Genomic DNA, 19,777 nt, shown 5'->3' on the forward strand with positions numbered 1-19,777 from the left:
GAGCGGAAGGCGGGCAGATGACCGAGTGGTGGTACAACCACAGGACCGGTGAGGTCGAGGAGGGTCCGCAGTCGCTGGGCTCCGAGCGCGACGGCCCCTACGCGACCCGCGAGGACGCGGCCCGCGCTCCCGAGATCGCGCAGGAGCGGGCGCGCGCCTGGGCCGCCGAGGATGAGGCGGACCGCTAGGCCCGCCACTCGCGGGCGAGGATCGCGTAGTCGAGCTCGTCGCCCCAACGGCCCGCGAACCACTCGTTCTCGACGAGATGGGCCTCGAGCCGCATCCCGACCCGCTCCGCGAGCCGCGCCGACGCCGTGTTCTCGGCGTCGATGCGGGCCACCACCCGGCGCAGACCGAAGACCCCGAAGGCGGCGTCGAGCAGCGCACGCACCGCCTCGGTGGCGTAGCCGTGACCCGATGCGGCGGGGGAGATGACCCATCCGATCTCGGCGCTGCCGTGCGCGGGGTCGAGGTGGAACAGCACCAGATCCCCGATGAGGGCGCCGTCGTCGCGGCGGACGACGGCGACCGCGACGCCGCCCCGCTCCCCGGCGAGCGTCGTCGAGCCGAAGATGTGCCCGATGCGCGCGCGGATGTCGTCGGGGCTCTGCGGCGGGAACGGAAGGTAGCGGCACACCTCGGGATCCCCGCGGTAGACCGCCATCGACACCACGTCGCCGTCCTCGATCGGACGCAGCACCAGGCGCTCGGTCTCGAGGAGGAGTTCGGCGGGTGCCTCGGCGAGCACGTACGGCGAGGGCGGGGTCGGATCGGTCATCTCGCCAATCGTCCCAGAAGCGCCATCGCGTCGAACGGTGCGCGCACCTTCTGATCGTTGTCGAAGTAGACGTACACGTCGCGGTCGTGGTCGAGGTGGTCTCGCGTCCACTCCTCCCACTCGTCGAGCCCCGCGTCGTCGTAACCGGAGGTGTAGAGCTCCTCGTCGCCGTGCAGCCGCGCGTAGGCGAAGTCCGCCGTCACCCAGTCGAGCCGTGGCCAGCGGCCCGCGGTGTCCCCGAGCACGACGGCCACCCCCGCCCCGGCCGCCTGGTCGGCGAACTCCTGGTCGTCGAAGCTGAACGCGCGGGGCTCGATCGCGTGGCGGAGCGCCCGGGGCTCGTCGATCTCGAGGAGCTCCTTGCCGCGCATCCGCTCGCCGCGGCCGCGCGCGACCTCGAGTGCGCGTTCCGTGTCGTGGGGGAGCAGCGCGAGGAAGGCGCGGACGAGCTCCGGGTCGTAGTCGAGGCTCGGCGGCAGCTGCCAGAGGATCGGGCCGAGCTTCGGACCGAGCCCGAGGATCCCCGAGGCGAGGAAGTTGGCGAGGGGCTCCGCGACATCCGACAGGCGCCGGATGTGCGTCATGAAGCGGGGAGCCTTGACCGCGAACACGAAGTCGTCGGGTGTCTCGGCCCGCCACTTCGCCCAGCTGGCGGGCTTCTGCAGCGAGTAGAAGGAGCCGTTGAGCTCGATCGAGCTCACCCGTTCCGCGGCGTAGCGCAGCTCGTCCGCCTGCTTCAGACCGGGGGGATAGAACTCGCCGCGCCAGGGCGCATAGGTCCATCCGGCCATCCCGATCCGCGCGACGGCCACGATGCCTCAGTCGTCGTAGGAGTGCTCGGGGCCGGGGTAGACGCCGGAGGCGACATCCTCGGTCCAGACCTTCGCGGCGTCCCCGAGCACCTGGGCGAGGTTCGCGTACTGCTTGACGAACTTGGGGATGCGTCCGGTGGTGAGACCCGCCCAGTCGGTCCACACGAGCAGCTGCCCGTCGGTGTGCGGACCCGCGCCGACCGAGATGGTCGGGATGCCGAGCTCCGCCGTCACGCGCTTCGCGGCCTCCGCGGGCACCATCTCGAGCACGACCGCGAACGCGCCCGCCTGCTCGACGGCGTGCGCGTCGGCGACGAGCTGCTCGATCCGCTCGCCCCGGCCCTGGATGACGTGACCGCCGAGCTGGTGCTCGCTCTGCGGGGTGAACCCGATGTGCGCCATCACGGGGATGCCTGCCGACACGATGCGCCGGATCTGCTCGGACGACCGCACGCCGCCCTCGAGCTTGACCGCGTGCGCCCCGGTCTCCTTCATGAACCGGAACGCCGTGTGCAGCGCCTCGTCGGGGCTCGTCTCGTAGGAGCCGAAGGGCATGTCCGCGACGACGAAGGCGCGCTTCACGGCGCCCGCCACGGCCCGGGTGAGGGGGATCAGCTGGTCGACCGTCACCGGGAGCGTCGTGTCGAAGCCGAACACGTTGTTGCCCGCGGAATCCCCCACGAGCAGGAAGTCGATGCCCGCCCGGTCGAAGATCGCCGCGGTGAGCTGGTCGTAGCTGGTGAGGCCGGTGATCTTGATGCCGTTGGCCTTGGCGTTCTGGAAATGCCGGGTGCGGACCTTCTTGACGACCTCGTCTGCCATGGCGTCAGTCTAGGCGGCGGCCGCGGCGGGCTGCCGCCGCGCGCGCGGCACCGCGGTGCGCAGCACGCCGAGCGTGATGCAGAGCTGCGCCGCGAGGTAGAGGCTCATGATGAGCACGTCCTCCGGCGGGGTCTGGAACAGCGGGGTGAACATGCGGAACGCCAGGAGGGAATCGCTCGCGACGAACAGCGCACCGCCGATGGTGGTGAACGCGTTGCCGCGGCTCGCCGATGCGGCCATGTACGCGAGCACCAGGCCGTAGACCGCGACGGGCAGCACGAGGTCGCCGAGGTACGGCCAGAGCGCGAGGAGCAGACCGGCGAACCACGGGACCAGGCCGATCGCCCACCAGGAGGGCCGCCGGCGGAACGCCACGTGGAAGACGACGATGTACGCCACGTGCGCGGCGAGGAAGAACCCGAGTCCCACGAGGAAGAAGGGCAGGGTCATGTCTCCGAGCCAGGAGAGGGTGAGCGCCGCGATGAGCGGGGCGAGCACGGACGTGCGCAGGCTCAGCCGACCGGCCCACAGCACGATCACCACTCCGAGCATGAGGGCGGGGACGGTCCATCCCTTGGTCGCGCGATCCGCGTCGACCAGGTCCGCGAGCTTGAGCCCCAGATGCACGAGCGAGATGACGCCGAACGGGGCGAACGCGATCGCGGTGAGGGCGGCGCGCGATCGGGGCCGCCTCATCCGAGCCGCCGGTAGGTGATCGGCAGGCGGCGATCGCGTCCGAACGCCATCCCCGAGATCTTCGGTCCGATCGCCCCCTGGCGGCGCTTCCACTCGGAGCGGTCGACGAGACGGGTGACGAAGTCGACGGTCTCGGCGTCGTAGCCCATCGCGACGATGTCGGCGCGGCCCTGCCGGTGCGTCACGTACTGCTCGAGGATGGCGTCGAGCAGCGGATATGGCGGCAGCGTGTCCTGATCGGTCTGATCGGGGCGCAGCTCGGCGCTCGGCGGTTTCGAGATCGAGTTCTCGGGGATCGGCGCCACCTCGCCGCGCAGCTCGGCGTGGGCGTTCCGCCAGCGCGCAAGCTCCCAGACGAGCGTCTTCGGCACGTCCTTGATCGGGGCGAAGCCCCCCGCGGAATCGCCGTAGATCGTCGAGTACCCCACCGCGAGCTCCGTCTTGTTGCCGGTGGTGAGCACCAGGTGCCCGTGGGTGTTCGACTCGGCCATCAGGATGATGCCCCGGATGCGCGCCTGCACGTTCTCGGCCGCGACGCCCTCGAGCCCGAGCTGCGCCTCCACGGGTGCGACCAGTTCGGCGATGGGCTCGACCGAGTAGTGCAGCCCGATGCGCTCGGCGAGCTCGTCGGCGTCGTCGCGGGAGCCCTCCGAGGAGTACCGGGAGGGCATCGACACGCCGTGCACGCGATCCGCGCCGATGGCGTCGGCGGCGATCGCCGCGCACACCGCGGAGTCGATGCCGCCCGAGAGACCGAGCACGACGCTCCCGAAGCCGTTCTTCTCGACGTAGTCGCGCAGGCCCAGCACGAGTGCGTTCCACAGCTGCTCGCGGTCGTCGCCGAGTTCCGCCACGTCGGGGGCGAGAGCGCCCGCCGCACCCGACTCGCCCGCCTCGAGTGCGACGTGGCGCACGGCGTCGACGGGCGCCGCGTCGCCCGCGCCATCCGCCTGCACATCGACCACCAGCAGGTGCTCGCGGAACTGCGGTGCGCGGGCGAGGATCCGTCCCTGCTCGTCGACGACGACGCTGTCGCCGTCGAACACCAGGTCGTCCTGGCCGCCGACGATGTTCACGTAGGCCACGACCGTGCTCGACTCGACCGCCCGACGGGTGACGAGCGGCAGCCGCACCTCGTCCTTGTCGCGCTCGAAGGGCGAGGCGTTGATCACGATCAGGAGTCCGGCCTCGGCATCGAGCACGCGCCCCACCGGACCGCCGTCGCGCCAGAGGTCCTCGCAGATGATGAGCGCGACGTCGACCCCGCGGATGCGCATCACCAGCAGCTCGTCGCCGGGGATGAAGACGCGGTACTCGTCGAACACCGAGTAGTTGGGGAGGTGGTGCTTGGCGTACCTCGCCACGACCCGGCCGCGGTGCAGCACGGAGGCGCAGTTCTGGGCGATCGCGGTCGGGGCGTTGCTCGTGCCGAGCAGGCGCGGCTCGAACGGGCCGTCGGGGTGCCCGACGATGACGATCAGCTCGCCGAGACCCTCGGCGTCGAGTCGTGCCGCGAGGGCGGGCACGGCGTCGGCGGAGGCCCGTAGGAAGCTCGGCTGGGCCGCGAGGTCCTCGATCGGATAGCCGGTGAGCGCCATCTCGCCCGTGGCGAGCAGATCGGCGCCCGCGGCGTGCGCATCCCGCGCGGCGGCGAGGATCCGTTCGGCGTTCCCGTCCAGATCGCCGACCATCGGGTTGGATTGCGCAAGTGCCAATCGCAGACGGGGCATGGCGATAGCCTAGGACGAGCGCGCGGTGCGCCGAGGAAGGGACCCGGATGGACAAGCAGCGAGACTTCGTTCTGCGCACGATCGAGGAGCGCGGCGTGAAGTTCGTGCGTCTGTGGTTCACGGACGTGGTGGGCACCCTGAAGTCGGTCGCCCTGGCGCCGGCCGAGGTCGAGGGGGCCTTCTCCGAGGGTGTCGGCATCGACGGCTCGGCGATCGAGGGCCTCACGCGCGCCTCGGAGGCGGACGTGCTCGCGCATCCCGACCCGACGACCTTCCAGATCCTGCCGTGGCGGGGCGAGGTCGATCCGACGGCCCGCATGTTCTGCGACATCACGACGCCCGACGGTCAGCCCGCCGTGGCCGACCCGCGCAACGTGCTGAAGCGCACCCTCGCGAAGGCGGCCGATCGGGGCTTCACCTTCTACACGCATCCCGAGATCGAGTTCTACCTGCTGAAGTCGAGCAAGCTGAAGGACGGCGTCCCGGTGCCGGTCGACTCGGCCGGCTACTTCGACAACGTGCCGGGCGGCACCGCCCACGACTTCCGGCGCCGGAGCGTCCGGATGCTCGAGGATCTCGGCATCTCGGTCGAGTTCAGCCACCACGAGGCCGGTCCCGGTCAGAACGAGATCGACCTGCGCTACGCCGACGCGCTCACGACGGCCGACAACATCATGACCTTCCGCACGGTCATCAAGGAGGTCGCGATCGAGCAGGGCGTCTACGCGACGTTCATGCCGAAGCCGTTCTCCGCCCATCCCGGTTCGGGTATGCACACCCACGTGTCGCTCTTCGAGGGCGACACGAACGCGTTCTTCGACGCGGGCGGGCAGTACCAGCTCTCCCAGATCGGGCGCCAGTTCGTCGCAGGCCTCCTGACCCACGCCCCCGAGATCACCGCGGTCACGAACCAGTTCGTGAACTCGTACAAGCGGCTGTGGGGCGGTGACGAGGCGCCCAGCTACGTGACCTGGGGGCACAACAACCGCTCGGCGCTCGTGCGCGTTCCGCTGTACAAGCCGGGCAAGGGGCAGAGCGCCCGCGTCGAGTACCGCGGCATCGACTCGGCCGCGAACCCGTACCTGTCGTTCTCGCTCATGCTCGCGGCGGGCCTCAAGGGCATCGAGGAGGGCTACGAGCTGCCGCCCGAAGCGGACTCCGACGTCTTCGACATGACGAGCGCCGAACGGCGCGCCCTCGGCTACCAGGCGCTGCCGTCGAGCCTCGACCGGGCCCTGCTCATCATGGAGGAGTCGGAGCTCGTGGCAGAGACCCTCGGCGAGCAGGTGTTCAACTACGTGCTGCTCAACAAGCGGCGCGAGTGGGCCGGCTACCGCGCGCAGGTCACGCCCTTCGAGCTGGAAGCGAACCTGGAGGCGCTCTGAGCCGCAGCGCGGTCACCCTCACCGAGCTCGCCCGACTCGGGTTCGCGGACCTGGGGGAGGCCGCCGCCGCCCTTCCCGAGATCCCGGACGCCGTGCTGCCGTTGTTCTCGCGGGCGGCGGATCCGGACCAGGCGCTGCGGCACCTCGTGACGCTCCGGGAGAAGGATCCGGCGGCGACCGATGCGCTCCTCGGCGACACCGACGCCGCGCGACGCCTGATCGAGGTGCTGGGCGCCTCGGAGGGGCTGGCGGTCTTCCTGCACCGGCACCCCGGTGAGACGGTCGTGCTCGCCGAGCCGATCGTCGGACCCGCATCCGAGGCCGACTACCGCGAGCGGCTGGTGGGGGTCGTGGACGGGCTGGGCGGCGAAGCGGCGCGGAACGCGCTGCGCATCGCCTATCGGCGCGAGCTGACCCGGCTCGCCGCCTGGGATCTGGACCAGGCCGAGCCGATCGACGCGGTCGCCCGGGTGGCGGCCGCGCTCGCCGACCTCGCCGCCGCGGCGTTGGACGCGGCGATCGCGATCGCGCGCGCGGACTCCCGGTTCCCGTCCGACGAGGTGGCCGCCACGCGGCTCGCGATCGTCGGGATGGGCAAGTCCGGCGCACGCGAGCTGAACTACCTGAGCGACGTCGACGTCATCTTCGTGGGAGGCGGCGACGGCATCCCCGACGGGCGCGCCATCGAGATCGCGACCCGCCTGGCGGTCGACACGATGCACGCCATCCAGGAGCTCGCGGTGGAGCCGCCCCTGTGGGAGGTCGACGCGAACCTCAGACCGGAGGGCAAGGACGGCGCCCTCGTGCGCACCCTCGAGTCGCATCTGGCGTACTACGACCGATGGGCCAAGAGCTGGGAGTTCCAGGCGCTGCTGAAGGCCCGCGCGATGGCGGGTGATCGCGAGCTCGGGGAGCGGTTCGTCGCCGGCGTCGCCCCGAAGGTCTGGGCGGCCTCCTCCCGTGAGGGTTTCGTCGAGTCGGTGCAGCGGATGCGCGAGCGCGTGCTGCAGCACATCCCGCACGACGAGGTCGAGCTGCAGCTCAAGCTCGGGCCCGGCGGTCTGCGCGACGTCGAGTTCACCATCCAGCTGCTGCAGCTCGTGCACGGTCAGGTCGACCCCGAGATCCGGCAGCGGGGCACCCTCGACGCCCTGGTGGCCCTGGCGGATCGGGGGTACATCGGTCGCGTCGAGGCGGCGGAGTTCGCCCGCGACTACCGGTTCCTCCGGCTGATCGAGCACCGTCTGCAGCTCGCCCGGCTGCGACGCACCCACCTCATGCCGCGCGGCGAGGCCGAGCAGCGGGCGCTCGCCCGCGGCACCCGGATCGCCACCACGGCCGACGGCCTCCTGGAGGCCTGGCGCGAGGTGCAGCAGAAGGTGCGCAGTCTGCACGAGCGCCTGTTCTACCGTCCCCTGCTGTCGGCGGTGGCGGCGCTGCCGGAGGACGGCTACGCGCTCACGAGCGCCCAGGCGGAGGCCCGCCTCGCGGCGATCGGCTTCCACGACCCCCGGGGGGCGCTGCACCACATCGCGGCGCTCACGGGAGGGGTGTCGCGGCGTGCGGCGATCCAGCGGACGCTGCTGCCCGTCATGCTGCAGTGGTTCGCCGACGGTGCCGACCCGGACTACGGTCTGCTTGCCTTCCGGCGCCTGTCGGACGACCTCGGCGAGGCGTACTGGTTCCTGCGGATGCTGCGCGATTCGTCGGGGGCCGCGCAGCGGCTCACCCACGTGCTGGCCAGCTCGCGTTTCGCGGGCGTGCTCTTCGAGCGCTTCCCCGAGGCGGCGGCCTGGCTCGAGAACGACGCCGAACTGCGTCCGCGCGGGCTCGACGAACTCCTCGAGGAGACCGAGGCGACCCTCGCGCGGCACGCCGGTGACGTGGATGCCGCCGCCGCGGCGCTGCGCACGGCGCGGCGGCGCGAGGTGCTGCGTCTCGCCCTCGCCGGGATCGTGGGCCTCATCGAGATCGAGGAGCTCGGGGTCGCGCTCTCGGCCATCACGACGGCGATCCTCAGCGGCGCGCTCCGCCTCGCCCACCGCTGGGGCGACGAGGTCGAGTTCGGCATCGTCGCCATGGGCCGCTACGGGGGAGCGGAACTGGGCTTCGGCAGCGACGCCGACATCATCTACGTCTACCGGCCCGCCGGCTGCGAGCCGGAGGTCGCGCAGAAGCGCGCCGAGCAGATCGTGCACGAGATCAAGCGCCTCACCGAGGACCTTCGGCTGCCGCTCGACCTGGACCTGGGGCTGCGCCCCGAGGGTCGCAACGGCGTGATCGTGCGCTCGCTCGACAGCTACCGGGCCTACTACCAGCGCTGGTCGCTCACCTGGGAGGCGCAGGCGCTGCTGCGCGCCCGGGGGATCGCCGGCGATGCGGGCCTGCTCGCCGACTTCGAACGGATGGCCGACGAGCTGCGGTACCCCGCGGCGATCGGCGGAGACGCGATCCGCGAGGTGAAGCGCATCAAGGCGCGCGTGGAGTCGGAGCGGCTGCCGCAGGGAGCGGATCCGTCCCGGCATCTAAAGCTCGGACGCGGGTCGCTGTCGGACGTCGAGTGGCTCGTGCAGCTGCTGCAGCTCGAGCACGCCCACGCGATCCCGGAGCTGCGCACCACCTCGACGCTCGACGCCCTCGCGGCGGCCGTCGAGGCCGACCTCGTGTCCGAGGCCGATGCCGCGCGGCTGCGGGCAGCCTGGATCATCGCCTCCCGGGCGCGCTCGGCGATGACGCTGTGGACGGCGAAGACGGCCGACGTGCTGCCTGCCGATCGGCGGGCGCTCGAGGGGGTGGCCCGGCTCATGGAGTACCCGCCGCACTCCGCCACCCGACTCGACGAGGACTACCTGCGCACGACCCGCATCGCCCGTCAGGTGTTCGAGCGGCTGTTCTACGGGTCGCGTCTGACATGAGCGTCCGCGAGCGCTGGTTCCGCTTCCTCGGTCGCACGCTCAACCCCGTCGCACTCCGCGCCGCGCATCGAGGGCGCGGACCGTTCTCGGCGATCCGGCATGTCGGCCGGAAGACGGGCCGGGTCTACGAGACGCCGATCATCGTGGCGCCCACCGAGGGCGGCTTCGTGGCCGAGCTCACCTACGGGCCCGAGGTGGCCTGGTACCGCAATCTGCGCGCTGCGGGATCCGGGGTGCTGATCCACCGCGGACGCGAGATCGCCGTCGACGGTGTGCGCCCTCTCGACCGCGAGGCGGGGCTCGCCGCGTACGGCCCGCCCCGCTCGTGGATCCTGCGGGCGCTCCGGCGACGCGACTTCCTGCTCCTGCACGCGCGCGACACGCCCGAGGCGCCGTCGTCGGAAGATGAGAATTCGCGGGACTGAGCGTCCCGCATTCCTGTACCCCGTTTGCGTCCGCCGGTCGGCGGACGCTCGTTCGCGGTCGCGCGCTCGCGACGCGCGGACCGTCGTGCGCGGTGCGGCAGGGGTGTCTCCTCTGACCGGGGGTTTCCCGCGGGTGCGCCCCGGAGGCGGACGCCCGCGTGCCTGCAGGCGCGGCGTGTCGGTCGAATGGCGGACAGCGCGAGACGAGCCCCGCTCGACTATGAGAGCGGCTCCCTCGCCCGCCGATGTGCCGCCCTTGCGGGGGTAGACAGGTCGTGCCCAGAATCGAGCAACGAACTGACAGGACTTGATCCCCAGCGTCGCGGATCCACCGGAACCGGCCCCCGTGCCGACCGGACGGACGACGAGAGGGGACCGCTGTGTTCATCTTCCTGCTGCAGCTGCGGCACATGATCGAGGGCCACCCGGAGCTCTACCTCTTCGCGGTGTACTCGGCCCTCATCTGGTGCCTGTGGGTGCTCAAGGTCGTGATCTCCTCGCGCTACCGCCCCTTCACCGGCACCTTCCGCGGCACGACGAGCGTCGTGGTGCCGGTGGTCGACGAGCCGCTCGAACTCTTCCGCGACGTCATCGGACGGATGGTGGAGCAGCGGCCCGACGAGATCATCGTGGTGATCAACGGGGCGCCGAACCCGGGCCTGGTGCAGGTGTGCGAGGAGTTCGCGCCGCTCGTGCGGTGGGTGCACACCCCGATCCCCGGCAAGCGCAACGCGGTCAAGATCGGCACCGAGCTCTCGCGGGGCGAGATCACCGTGCTGGTGGACTCCGACACCGTGTGGACCGAGGCCACGCTCGCCGAGCTGGTGAAGCCCTTCGCCGATCCGACCGTCGGCGGGGTGACCACGCGTCAGCGCATCCTGGAGCCCACCCGCAGCTGGATCACGCGGTGGGCCGACTGGCTCGAGAACAGCCGGGCCCTCTACTCGATGCCCGCGCAGAGCGTGCTCGGGCAGGTCGGCTGCCTGCCGGGGCGCACGATCGCGTTCCGCCGGTCGATCCTCACCCGGGTCATGCACGACTTCATGACCCAGCGCTTCCTCGGGGTGTTCCTCGAGGTGTCCGACGATCGCACGCTGACCAACCTGACGCTGAAGGCGGGCTATCGCACCGTCTACCAGTACACGAGCCTCGTCTACACGGATGCGCCGCTCCAGGTGAAGAAGCTGTTCAAGCAGCAACTGCGCTGGGCGCGCGGGAGCCAGTACAACACCCTCCGGATGCTGCCCTGGATGCTCGGTCACGCCCCCGTGCTCGCGCTCTTCTTCGTCATGGACATCCTGCTCCCGTTCCTGCTCTGGGGTGTGATCGCGGGGTGGACGTACCGCGCCCTGACCGGGCAGGGCTACAACTTCTACGCCGGCTTCCTCGAGGAGTACGGCCTGCAGTCCGGAGTGGTCTTCGTGCTGGCCCTCATGGTCGCCTCGTCGGTGCTCAGCATGGCGATCCGCCAGTTGCGGCATCTCTCCGAGAAGCCGAGCGACTTCCTGCGGCTGCCGGTGTTCATCATCGTCTCGACGTTCTTCCTCATGCCGATCCGGCTGCTCGGGTTCTTCCGGATGGCGCACGCGAGCGGGTGGGGGACCCGCACGGGTGCGTACGCGGGCGGCGACCCCGAGCAGACGTCGTCGCCCGCCGCGGCCGGTTCCGGGTCGTCCCAGAGCCGCGCGAACGCCGTGCTGGTCCGCGCGGCGAGCGTGCCCCTGGGTGTCGCCTCGATCACGGGCTTGAGCCCGAGCGAGCCGTCCGCTGCGGCGAGGAAGCCGCGACGCCGGCGCCGGCCGAACCCGCTGGCCGCCATCCCGTACCTCATCGGATTCACGATCTTCGCTCTGGAGGCGATGCTCCTTGTCTAGTGTCACTGCCGCCCGCTCCTGGTGGGCCGTGTCCCGCACCCGCTCCCGCGTCACGGCGGTCGCGGCGACCGTGCTCGTGCTGGCCCTCGCGGCACTGAGCGCGATCGTGTGGACGTCGCCCGACGTGTCGCCCGTGCAGCAGACGATCCGCGCCGCGGAGAAGGTCCAGGAGGCCGCCGACGCCGCGCACGAGCGCGAGCGGCTGATGGCGCGCATCGACGCCCTCGAGGCGCAGGTGGGCTCCCTCACGGAGGGCAAGGTCGACGCCGAGCAGCAGCTCGCCAGCAGCGACGGCGCGCTCCAGGCCGCCCTGAAGGAGCTGGCCATCCTGCAGAACTCCGAGCGGTCCGCGACGGCGCCGCTCGAGACGGCTCCCGCGCCGGCCCCGGCACCGCAGCCGGCGGCAGCGCCGGTCACCGCGCCCTCGAAGGCCGAACTGCTGTCCCCGAGCGCGATGTACTACGGCATGTACACCGAGCAGGCGCCCCACAACTGGGCGACGCTCGACGCCACCTCGCAGAAGGTGGGGGCGCTGCCGAGCATGGTCGGCTACTTCGGCGGCTGGGACCAGGACTTCCGTGCCGACGCGGTCACGCGCTCCTGGTCGCGGGGCATGCTGCCGATGCTGACCTGGGAGTCGCGGCCCATCGCGGCCCAGAACGACGTCGTCGACGAGCCCGACTACTCGCTTCCGCGCATCATCGGCGGTGCGTTCGACGACTACCTGCACCGCTACGCCCAGGCGATCGCGAGCACCGGGCTGCCGCTCGCCATCCGTCTCGATCACGAGATGAACGGCGTCTGGTACCCGTGGTCGGAGACCGACGGATCCGGGGCCTCGATCAACGGGAACAGCCCCGGCGACTACGTGAAGATGTGGCAGCACGTGCACGACATCTTCGAGCAGGAGGGCGCGAACGAGTACGTGATCTGGGTGTGGGCGCCGAACCGCGTCGACAACCTTCCCTCGGCGAACCGCGGCCTGGCGTTCACCGAGCAGCTCTACCCGGGCGACGACTACGTCGACTGGATCGGGATGTCGGGCTACCTGCGCCCGCCCTACACGAGCACGAGCAGCTACACCTTCGACACGACGTTCGGTGCGACGCTCGCCCAGCTGCGGCAGGTCGCCGACAAGCCGATCGTGCTCGCGGAGGTGGGGGCGTCCGAGACCGAGGGGCACAAGCCGGAGTGGGTGGCCAGCTTCTTCGACGGCCTCGCCGACCCGGCCAACGACGACATCGTCGGGTTCGCCTGGTTCAGCCTCGCCGTGACGACCTACGTGCAGGGCGAACGGGCGACCAACGATTGGCGCATCGATTCACGGGCCGACTCGCTCGCGGCCTTCCAGAACGGTCTCGCCGAGCTCGGCGACGACGTGCAGACCCAGCCGCTCGGCTGACGAGGGAGGAGACACCATGATGGGGACGACGGATGCGACGACGGGGGCGACGCCGGAGGCGGCCGCACTGAAGCCTCGGATCAGCGTGATCGGCACGGGGTACCTGGGGGCGACCCACGCCGCCGCGATGGCCGAGCTCGGGTTCGACGTCGTCGGGGTCGACACCGACCCGGCGAAGGTCGAGCTGCTCGCGGGAGGGCGTGTGCCGTTCTTCGAGCCGGGTCTCGAGGAGCTGCTCGCGCGCCACCTCGCGACCGGGCGGCTGAGCTTCACCACCGACCTCGCGGAGGCGGTCGCCATGAGCGACGTGCACTTCGTCTGTGTCGGGACGCCTCAGCAGGCGACGAGCCACGCCGCCGACCTGCGTTTCGTCGAGTCGGCGGTGGCGGGGATCGCGCGTGCGCTCAGCCACGACGGCATCGTCGTCGGCAAGTCGACGGTCCCCGTGGGCACCGCGGCGCGGTTGCGCGAGCTGCTCGGGGCCCTCGCACCGGAGGGGGTCTCGACCGAGCTGATCTGGAACCCGGAGTTCCTGCGCGAGGGGAAGGCCGTCGATGACACCCTCCACCCCGACCGGGTCGTGATCGGCGGAGCCTCGCCGGCCGCCGAGCGGGTCATGAGGCAGGTCTACGGCCAGCCGATCGCCGAGGGGGCGCCGTTCCTCGCGATGGGCCTCACGACAGCCGAGCTCGTCAAGGTGAGCGCGAACGCCTTCCTTGCGACCAAGATCTCGTTCATCAACGCGATCGCGGAGCTCTGCACGGTGGCCGACGCGGATGTGAACGCCCTCGCCGACGCCATCGGCTTCGACGGCCGGATCGGGCGACGGTTCCTGGACGCGGGGCTCGGCTTCGGCGGCGGGTGCCTGCCGAAGGACATCCGCGCCCTCATGCACCGAGCCGCCGAGCTCGGCGCGCTCGAGGTCGTCGGTCTCATGGAGCAGGTCGACGAGATCAACATGGCCCAGCGCCAGCGCGTCGTCGACCTGGCGCTGGAGGCGTGCGGGGGCTCCGTGCTGAACGCCCGCATCGGCGTGCTCGGGGCGGCGTTCAAGCCCCTGACCGACGACGTCCGCGATTCGCCGGCACTCAACGTGGCGGCGGCGCTGCACCTGCGCGGTGCCCAGGTGACCGTCTTCGACCCGGAGGCGGGGGAGACGGCCCGGCGGATGTTCCCGACGCTCTCCTACGCCGACGACACCCTCACGGCGGTCGACGGCGCGCACGTCGTGCTGCTGCTGACGGAGTGGTCCGAGTTCCTGGACGCCGACCCCGAGGAGCTCGGGAGGCGCGTGCGTGCGCGCACTGTCGTCGACGCGCGCAACAAGCTCGACCGCGAGCGCTGGACCGCGGCCGGGTGGACCGTCATCGGACTCGGCACCGGCGTCACGGCGCCGGGTGCCGAACCGGCGCGAGCGCGCGCGGACGCCCTCGTCTGAGCCGGCCGCAGATGACAGCGGACGGGCCGCCTCCCGAAGGAGACGGCCCGTCCGTTTCTGCGCGTCTGCGGCTCAGACCCCGAAGTACAGCTCGTACTCGAAGGGGTGCGGGCGCTGCGCGAAGGGGAGGAGCTCCTTCTCGCGCTTGTAGTCGATCCAGGTGTCGATCAGGTCCTGGGTGAACACGCCGCCCTCGAGGAGGAAGTCGTGGTCGGCCTCCAGGGCCTTCAGCGCCTCGTCGAGCGACCCCGGCAGCTGCGGGATGTTCTTGGCCTCCTCCGGAGGCAGCTCGTAGAGGTCCTTGTCGACCGGCTCGTGCGGCTCGATCTTGTTCTTGATGCCGTCGATACCCGCCATCAGGATCGCCGCGAAGGCGAGGTACGGGTTGCCCGACGAGTCGGGGGCGCGGAACTCGATGCGCTTGGCCTTCGGGTTGGTGCCGGTGATCGGGATGCGGATCGACGCCGAGCGGTTGCCGGCCGAGTAGACCAGGTTCACCGGGGCCTCGAAGCCGGGGATCAGGCGGTGGTACGAGTTGACCGTCGGGTTCGTGAACGCGGCGACCGCGGCGGCGTGCTTGAGGATGCCGCCGATGTACCAGCGCGCGATGTCCGACAGGCCGCCGTAGCCCTGCTCGTCGTAGAACAGCGGCTTGCCGCCGTCCCACAGCGAGGAGTGCACGTGCATGCCCGAGCCGTTGTCGCCCATGAGCGGCTTCGGCATGAAGGTCGCCGTCTTGCCCCACTCGAGCGCGGTGTTCTTGACGATGTACTTGAACTTCAGGATGTCGTCGGCCGCGTGGACCATCGTGTCGAACTTGTAGTTGATCTCGTTCTGACCGGCGGTGCCCACCTCGTGGTGGCTGCGCTCGACCTCGAGGCCCACGTCGGTGAGCTTCAGGACGATGTCGTCGCGCAGGTCGGCCATCTGGTCGACGGGCGTGACGGGGAAGTAGCCGCCCTTGTACGGGGTCTTGTTGGCGAGGTTGCCGCCCTCCTCGACGCGCCCGGAGTTCCAGGCCGCCTCGGAGGAGTCCACCTCGTAGAAGCTCTTGTTCTGCTTCACCTCGAAGCGCACGTCGTCGAAGATGAAGAACTCGGCCTCGGGGGCGAAGTACGCGGTGTCGGCGATGCCGGTCGACTCGAGGTACTTCTCGGCCTTCTTGGCGACCTGACGCGGGTCGCGCGAGTAGATCTCGCCGTTGCGCGGGTTGTAGATGTCGAAGACGATCACGAGGGTGCGCTCGGTGCGGAACGGGTCGACGAACGCCGTCGACACATCCGGGATGAGCTGCAGGTCGGACTCGTGGATCGACTGGAAGCCGCGGATCGACGAACCGTCGAAGAGCTGCCCCACGGTGAAGAAGTCCTCATCCACGGTCGAGGCCGGGATGTTGAAGTGCTGCTGGATACCCGGCAGATCGGTGAAGCGGATGTCGAGGAACTTGACATCCGTGTCCTTGATGAACTTCAGCACCTCGGACGAGTCGCTGAACAGAGGCTTGGACATAGGGGATTACTCCAAGGGCGTGGAACGAGTCGGCTGCGGGTGCAGCCGTTGAGAGGCTATGGGGACGGGATTTCCCGACCATGACCGGTTTGTTTCCGGCATGTTACGCGGTGCTCCCTAGAGTGGAAAGCGTGACCTCACCGGCCCCCGGACCCATCCCGAACCGCTGGCCGGGCGAACGTCTCGGCCTCCCGGAGGCGGGTCCGCGTTCCGTCGGCCGCCCGGGGCGCCGGATCGTCGCGCTGCTCATCGACTGGGCGGTCGCGACGCTGCTGTCGTGGGCGTTCTTCCGCACCTCGCAGGGCACGGATCCGTTCGTGACGCTGGGACTGTTCGCCGTGGAGCAGTACCTGTTCCTCCTCGTCGTCGGGGGGAGCCTGGGGCACCTGATCGTGCGGCTGCGCGTCGTGCCGCTCGGCGGAGGCTATCTGGGCGTGTGGCGCCCCGCGGTGCGCACGGTGCTGCTGTGTCTGGCGATCCCGGCCCTCATCTGGGACCGCGATCAGCGCGGCCTGCACGACAAGGCCGCGGGAACCGTCCTCGTGCGCGTCTGAGTTGGCCTCGTCTACCCCCTTGCGGGGGGTAGACCGGGCGGAGCACACTGGCTCACGAGTCGAGGCGCACCCGATCGCCTCCGCGCGGTGAGCGAGGTGACGGGTGACGACGAGCGTCGGGCATCGGCTGCGGCCGATCGCGGTCGCGCCGCGGCCCCACGACGAGACGCATCCGCTCCGGCGGATCGTGCTGGTGCTCGCGATCGCGGTCCTCGCGATCGGGGCGACCCCGCGGCCGGAGTCGGAAGGTGTGCTCGCGGCGATCCCGTCGGCGGTGGTCGCGCCCGCGACCGTCTCCCTGTCGCCGCAGATCTCCGCCGTGCGGGACGCCGCGACGGCGGCGCGTGCGGCGCTCACCGCATCGAGCGGTCGCGTGCTCGATCAGCACGCCCGATCCGGCCTCGGCACCGCCGTGCGAGCAGCCGACCAGTCGATCGCGGAGGCGGTCCGGGCAGCGGTGTGGGGTGGCGACGTCGCCGGGTCCGCGGTGTCGCTCGAGGGCGTGCAGGCGCGGCTCCGCGCAGGGACCGCGGCGGTCGGCGACGCGGTCGGCGCCTGGGAGGCCGAACAGGCCCGGATCGCGGCCGAGAAGGAGGCGGCCCGCATCGCGGCGGAGGCCGCCGCCGCGCGCGCGACGCGGTCGGGCGGCGCGGCGAGGGCGGGCGGCGCGTTCGTCGAGACGATCTGGACCAGCGGCGGGCAGGCGCAGATCGACGCGTGCCGGGGGTCGGTGAACGTCGCGGAGATCGCTGGCTACCTGGGCGGCGCGTTCTACGCGGCCGAGCACTGGTCATGCGGGGGACGCGCGTGGGGCCGGGTCGGAGTCGGCTCGACCGTGCAGTTCCCCGGATACGGGACGTACCGGGTCGCAGGCATCGTCGGCGGGCTCGCCTACGGAGCGAACGCCTCCGCCGTGCCCGCGGGACATGCGGGCTACTACCAGACCTGCGTCGGCGGCAGCTCGTCGAACATGACGGTGTGGCTGCTCGACCGGGTCGGCTGAGTCCGCCCGCGGGCTACCGGGGTCGGGGAGCCCGCATCCGCTGCGGGTCGATGCCGCCCGGGATCTTGAAGCCCTTCACCTTCGCGACCGACGTGAGTCGCTTGTCGACCTGCAGCACCTCGGCCTTGGTGAGCTTGCGCGGGAACTTGCCGAGCGCCGCCGAGATGCGGTGCAGGGGGACGGAGCCCTGGTCGGGTCCGACGTAGAGCACGTGCACCGGCACGTTCGGCAGCAGTCGCGAGACGGCGGCGCGCTCCTTGTCGAGCATCGGCTGGGTGCGCGAGCGCGGGCCCTCGCCGATCAGCACGACGCCGGGCCGTCCCACCGCGCGGTAGACGGCGTCGCGCGTCTTGGCGCTGAAGGCGACGGGCTCCTCGCTGCCGACCCACGAGCGGCGCAGCCCGTTCTTGATGACGGCGCCGACCGCTCCTGGCTGCCCGCTGATCTGCGAGTAGGCGGCGCGCTCGGCGCGGCGCCCGAGCACGACCAGCACGAGCAGCGCTCCGAGCAGCACGCCCGTGACGATGATCAGGATCATCCCGATGACGTTCCCGCCGAAGAACGCCACCGAGACGACGATCGAGACCGCGACGGGGACGAGGAACGAGAGGATGAGGTACCAGGTGATGCCGGGGTCCGAGCGGCGGGTCATCTGGAAGACCTGCCACATCTGCTTCAGGCGTCCGGGTTCCTTCTCGGGCGTGCTGCGTGCCATGGGATCCAGCCTACGGTCTGTCAGGACACCGCCCTTCGCCACGCGACCAAATTCTTTGGTCGCTACTCAGGACACCGCTTGTGCGAACCCGAGTTCGCTGTCGGCGAGATGCGCGAGCTCCTGCGGGATGTCGCGCCCCTTGGCGCGCATCGACCGCGCCCACAGGCGGCCGGCGCGGTAGCTCGAGCGGACCAGCGGCCCGGCGAGCACGCCGAGGAAACCGAGCTGCTCGGCCTCCTCCTTGAACTCGACGAACTCCTCGGGACGCACCCAGCGCGCCACCGGCAGATGCCGGGGCGAGGGGCGCAGGTACTGGGTGACCGTGATGATGTCGCACCCGGCGTCGCGGAGGTCGCGCAGAGCCTCGCTCACCTCGTGCCTCTCCTCGCCCATCCCGAGGATCAGGTTCGACTTCGTGATGAGACCCGCGTCCCGGGCGGCGGTGATCACACCGAGCGAGCGGTCGTAGCGGAACGCCGGGCGGATCCGCTTGAAGATGCGGGGGACCGTTTCGACGTTGTGCGCGAAGACCTCGGGACGGCTCGCGAACACCTCGCCCAGCAACTCCGGGTCGCCGGAGAAGTCGGTCGCGAGGATCTCGACACCCGTGCCCGGGTTCGCCGCGTGGATCGCGCGGACCGTCTCGGCATGCAGCCAGGCGCCCTCGTCGGGGAGGTCGTCCCGCGCGACACCGGTGACCGTCGCGTAGCGCAACCCCATGCGCGCCACCGACTCCGCGACCCGACGCGGTTCGTCGGTGTCGTAGTCGGCGGGCTTGCCCGTGTCGATCTGGCAGAAGTCGCACCGGCGCGTGCACTGGCTCCCGCCGATCAGGAAGGTGGCCTCGCGGTCCTCCCAGCACTCGTAGATGTTCGGGCAGCCGGCCTCCTGGCAGACGGTGTGCAGCTCCTCGGACTTGACGAGGCTGTGCAGGGCCGTGTACTCGGGGCCCATCTTCGCGCGCGTCTTGATCCACTCCGGCTTGCGTTCGATGGGTGTCTCGGCGTTGCGCACCTCGAGGCGCAGCAGCTTGCGCCCCTCGGGAGGGGCGGTCATGCCGGGACCGCCGTGTGCCGGAGACTCCCCGTCAGGGCGTCTTCGAAGCGCGCGACGACGCGGGGCGCGATCTCGCTCGGCGTGACCGTCCGCCCCAGCTCCCGGCTGATGGTCGTCACCCCGGCGTCCCGGATGCCGCACGGGATGATCGCGCGATACGGTTCGAGGTCGTTGCTGCAGTTGAGCGCGAAGCCGTGCATCGTGGTGCCGTCCGCCACCCGGATGCCGATGGCGGCGATCTTGTCGGCGGGGGATCCCGCGCGGGGGATCCACACGCCGCTGCGACCCTCGATGCGGGTGCTCGCGACGCCGAGGTCCTCGAGCAGGTCGATGAGCAGCTGCTCCAGCCTGCGCACGTAGGCGACGACGTCGATCGGATCGGCCAGTCGCAGGATCGGGTAGCCCACCAGCTGCCCGGGGCCGTGCCAGGTGATCTTGCCGCCCCGGTCGACATCGATGACGGGGGTTCCGTCGACCGGCCGCTCGTGCGGCTCGGTCCGCTTCCCGGCGGTGTAGACGGGCGGGTGCTCCAGCAGGAGCACGGTATCGGGCGCCCGGCCGCTCGCGACGTCGGCGTGCACGGCACGCTGGCGTTCGAGGGCCGTCGAATACGACACGGAGTTGGCGCTTAGCCCCGCGTCGACGTAGTCGACCACCGCCCCA

General features: G+C 71.0%; 18 protein-coding genes. 9 read left to right on the forward strand and 9 right to left on the reverse strand.

The features are described 5' to 3' along the window. The first annotated feature begins 17 nt into the window (after nucleotides 1-17). The gene (locus NUH29_RS00890; protein WP_258796981.1) at nucleotides 18-188 is read left to right on the forward strand and encodes a methionine aminopeptidase; all 171 of its coding nucleotides are present in this window, start codon (nucleotides 18-20) and stop codon (nucleotides 186-188) included. Here the strand turns inward: NUH29_RS00890 and NUH29_RS00895 are convergent. The 5 genes from NUH29_RS00895 to NUH29_RS00915 are packed head-to-tail and all read right to left on the reverse strand — an operon-like array spanning nucleotide 185 to nucleotide 4,838. Beyond that, the gene (locus NUH29_RS00895; RefSeq protein ID WP_258796982.1) at nucleotides 185-778 is read right to left on the reverse strand and encodes a GNAT family N-acetyltransferase; all 594 of its coding nucleotides are present in this window, start codon (nucleotides 776-778) and stop codon (nucleotides 185-187) included. The genes NUH29_RS00890 and NUH29_RS00895 overlap by 4 nt on opposite strands. Next, the gene (locus NUH29_RS00900; RefSeq protein ID WP_258796983.1) at nucleotides 775-1,590 is read right to left on the reverse strand and encodes a DUF72 domain-containing protein; all 816 of its coding nucleotides are present in this window, start codon (nucleotides 1,588-1,590) and stop codon (nucleotides 775-777) included. Before NUH29_RS00900 ends, NUH29_RS00895 begins: the two co-directional genes overlap by 4 nt. A 6-nt stretch (nucleotides 1,591-1,596) precedes the next feature. Next, the gene (panB, locus tag NUH29_RS00905; RefSeq protein WP_258796984.1) at nucleotides 1,597-2,412 is read right to left on the reverse strand and encodes a 3-methyl-2-oxobutanoate hydroxymethyltransferase; all 816 of its coding nucleotides are present in this window, start codon (nucleotides 2,410-2,412) and stop codon (nucleotides 1,597-1,599) included. A gap of 9 nt (nucleotides 2,413-2,421) precedes the next feature. Continuing rightward, nucleotides 2,422-3,108, reverse strand: coding sequence for a lysoplasmalogenase (locus NUH29_RS00910; protein WP_258796985.1), 687 nt, complete (start codon nucleotides 3,106-3,108; stop codon nucleotides 2,422-2,424). After that, nucleotides 3,105-4,838, reverse strand: coding sequence for an NAD+ synthase (locus NUH29_RS00915; protein WP_258796986.1), 1,734 nt, complete (start codon nucleotides 4,836-4,838; stop codon nucleotides 3,105-3,107). The genes NUH29_RS00910 and NUH29_RS00915 overlap by 4 nt, the downstream gene beginning before the upstream one ends. Before the next feature lie 47 nt (nucleotides 4,839-4,885). Here NUH29_RS00915 and NUH29_RS00920 point away from each other — a divergent pair, with 47 nt between their 5' ends. From NUH29_RS00920 to NUH29_RS00945, 6 genes are all read left to right on the forward strand, one after another. After that, nucleotides 4,886-6,223: a glutamine synthetase family protein gene (locus NUH29_RS00920; protein ID WP_258796987.1), complete on the forward strand. Its 1,338-nt coding sequence runs from the start codon at nucleotides 4,886-4,888 to the stop codon at nucleotides 6,221-6,223. After that, the gene (locus NUH29_RS00925; RefSeq protein WP_258797255.1) at nucleotides 6,220-9,138 is read left to right on the forward strand and encodes a bifunctional [glutamine synthetase] adenylyltransferase/[glutamine synthetase]-adenylyl-L-tyrosine phosphorylase; all 2,919 of its coding nucleotides are present in this window, start codon (nucleotides 6,220-6,222) and stop codon (nucleotides 9,136-9,138) included. Before NUH29_RS00920 ends, NUH29_RS00925 begins: the two co-directional genes overlap by 4 nt. Then, complete coding sequence (locus tag NUH29_RS00930) at nucleotides 9,135-9,563, forward strand: PNPOx family protein (protein WP_258796988.1); 429 nt, start codon at nucleotides 9,135-9,137, stop codon at nucleotides 9,561-9,563. The genes NUH29_RS00925 and NUH29_RS00930 overlap by 4 nt, the downstream gene beginning before the upstream one ends. A gap of 380 nt (nucleotides 9,564-9,943) precedes the next feature. Further along, complete coding sequence (locus NUH29_RS00935; RefSeq protein ID WP_258796989.1) at nucleotides 9,944-11,437, forward strand: glycosyltransferase family 2 protein; 1,494 nt, start codon at nucleotides 9,944-9,946, stop codon at nucleotides 11,435-11,437. Nucleotides 11,438-11,465: 28 nt separating this feature from the next. Further along, nucleotides 11,466-12,839: a glycoside hydrolase family 26 protein gene (locus NUH29_RS00940; protein WP_258796990.1), complete on the forward strand. Its 1,374-nt coding sequence runs from the start codon at nucleotides 11,466-11,468 to the stop codon at nucleotides 12,837-12,839. 16 nt (nucleotides 12,840-12,855) lie between these two features. Next, nucleotides 12,856-14,277: a UDP-glucose dehydrogenase family protein gene (locus tag NUH29_RS00945; RefSeq protein ID WP_258796991.1), complete on the forward strand. Its 1,422-nt coding sequence runs from the start codon at nucleotides 12,856-12,858 to the stop codon at nucleotides 14,275-14,277. 72 nt (nucleotides 14,278-14,349) lie between these two features. Here NUH29_RS00945 and glnA read toward each other — a convergent pair whose 3' ends face one another. After that, nucleotides 14,350-15,774 (reverse strand): type I glutamate--ammonia ligase, encoded by a 1,425-nt coding sequence (gene glnA / locus NUH29_RS00950; protein ID WP_258797256.1) that lies wholly within the window; start codon nucleotides 15,772-15,774, stop codon nucleotides 14,350-14,352. Between the two features lie 143 nt (nucleotides 15,775-15,917). Here glnA and NUH29_RS00955 point away from each other — a divergent pair, with 143 nt between their 5' ends. Together NUH29_RS00955 and NUH29_RS00960 are read left to right on the forward strand one after the other, a co-directional pair. Then, on the forward strand, nucleotides 15,918-16,340 hold the full coding sequence (locus NUH29_RS00955) for an RDD family protein (RefSeq protein ID WP_258796992.1): 423 nt from the start codon (nucleotides 15,918-15,920) through the stop codon (nucleotides 16,338-16,340). A 103-nt stretch (nucleotides 16,341-16,443) separates the two neighbouring features. After that, nucleotides 16,444-17,343, forward strand: a complete 900-nt coding sequence (locus NUH29_RS00960; protein WP_258796993.1) for a hypothetical protein — start codon at nucleotides 16,444-16,446, stop codon at nucleotides 17,341-17,343. Between the two features lie 13 nt (nucleotides 17,344-17,356). Here the strand turns inward: NUH29_RS00960 and NUH29_RS00965 are convergent, their stop codons facing one another. The 3 genes from NUH29_RS00965 to lipB form a co-directional block, all read right to left on the reverse strand. Further along, a complete protein-coding gene (locus NUH29_RS00965; RefSeq protein ID WP_258796994.1) occupies nucleotides 17,357-18,058 on the reverse strand; it encodes a DUF4191 domain-containing protein in 702 nt (233 codons plus the stop codon). 66 nt (nucleotides 18,059-18,124) lie between these two features. Continuing rightward, the gene (gene lipA, locus NUH29_RS00970; RefSeq protein WP_258796995.1) at nucleotides 18,125-19,114 is read right to left on the reverse strand and encodes a lipoyl synthase; all 990 of its coding nucleotides are present in this window, start codon (nucleotides 19,112-19,114) and stop codon (nucleotides 18,125-18,127) included. Further along, on the reverse strand, nucleotides 19,111-19,770 hold the full coding sequence (gene lipB, locus NUH29_RS00975; RefSeq protein WP_258796996.1) for a lipoyl(octanoyl) transferase LipB: 660 nt from the start codon (nucleotides 19,768-19,770) through the stop codon (nucleotides 19,111-19,113). The genes lipA and lipB overlap by 4 nt, the downstream gene beginning before the upstream one ends. Nucleotides 19,771-19,777 lie beyond the last annotated feature (7 nt).

It is taken from the genome of Protaetiibacter mangrovi (assembly GCF_024752305.1).
Classification (GTDB): Bacteria; Actinomycetota; Actinomycetes; order Actinomycetales; family Microbacteriaceae; genus Homoserinibacter; species Homoserinibacter mangrovi.

Coding starts and splice junctions, on each gene's coding strand:
- NUH29_RS00890 (WP_258796981.1), top strand. CDS start 18: ATGACCGAGTGGTGGTACAACCACAGGACCGGTGAGGTCGAGGAGGGT.
- NUH29_RS00895 (WP_258796982.1), bottom strand. CDS start 778: ATGACCGATCCGACCCCGCCCTCGCCGTACGTGCTCGCCGAGGCACCC.
- panB (WP_258796984.1), bottom strand. CDS start 2,412: ATGGCAGACGAGGTCGTCAAGAAGGTCCGCACCCGGCATTTCCAGAAC.
- NUH29_RS00910 (WP_258796985.1), bottom strand. CDS start 3,108: ATGAGGCGGCCCCGATCGCGCGCCGCCCTCACCGCGATCGCGTTCGCC.
- NUH29_RS00915 (WP_258796986.1), bottom strand. CDS start 4,838: ATGCCCCGTCTGCGATTGGCACTTGCGCAATCCAACCCGATGGTCGGC.
- NUH29_RS00920 (WP_258796987.1), top strand. CDS start 4,886: ATGGACAAGCAGCGAGACTTCGTTCTGCGCACGATCGAGGAGCGCGGC.
- NUH29_RS00930 (WP_258796988.1), top strand. CDS start 9,135: ATGAGCGTCCGCGAGCGCTGGTTCCGCTTCCTCGGTCGCACGCTCAAC.
- NUH29_RS00945 (WP_258796991.1), top strand. CDS start 12,856: ATGATGGGGACGACGGATGCGACGACGGGGGCGACGCCGGAGGCGGCC.
- NUH29_RS00965 (WP_258796994.1), bottom strand. CDS start 18,058: ATGGCACGCAGCACGCCCGAGAAGGAACCCGGACGCCTGAAGCAGATG.
- lipA (WP_258796995.1), bottom strand. CDS start 19,114: ATGACCGCCCCTCCCGAGGGGCGCAAGCTGCTGCGCCTCGAGGTGCGC.